General features: G+C 47.7%; 1 pseudogene. It reads right to left on the reverse strand.

From position 1 onward, the window contains the following. Window positions 1-419 (reverse strand): annotated as a pseudogene (locus HMPREF2904_RS11650) (MSCRAMM family adhesin SdrC); the annotation flags it as partial.

The following is a 419-nucleotide window of genomic DNA, read 5'->3' on the forward strand; positions in this document are numbered from 1 at the left end:
TGCATCCGAGTCTGTCTCAACCTCTGAATCAGTTTCGGCGTCTGAGTCGGTGTCAACATCAGAATCACTATCGACATCCGAATCAGTTTCAGCGTCAGTCTCAGTGTCTGAATCAGTTTCGGCATCTGAGTCGGTATCAACGTCCGAATCAGCATCTGCTTCTGAATCAGCCTCAGTGTCCGAATCAGTCTCGACATCCGAGTCAGTTTCTGTATCTGAATCAGTTTCTACCTCTGAGTCAGTATCTACGTCTGAATCAATCTCGACCTCTGAATCGTTGTCAGCATCAACCTCTGAGTCGGTCTCAACCTCTGAATCAGTTTCGGCGTCTGAGTCAGTGTCAACATCAGAATCATTCTCAGTCTCTGAACCAGCCTCTGCGTCCGAGTCAGCGTCAACTTCTGAATTGGTGTCAACAT

Source organism: Streptococcus sp. HMSC072G04, assembly GCF_001813295.1.
Taxonomy (GTDB): Bacteria; Bacillota; Bacilli; order Lactobacillales; family Streptococcaceae; genus Streptococcus.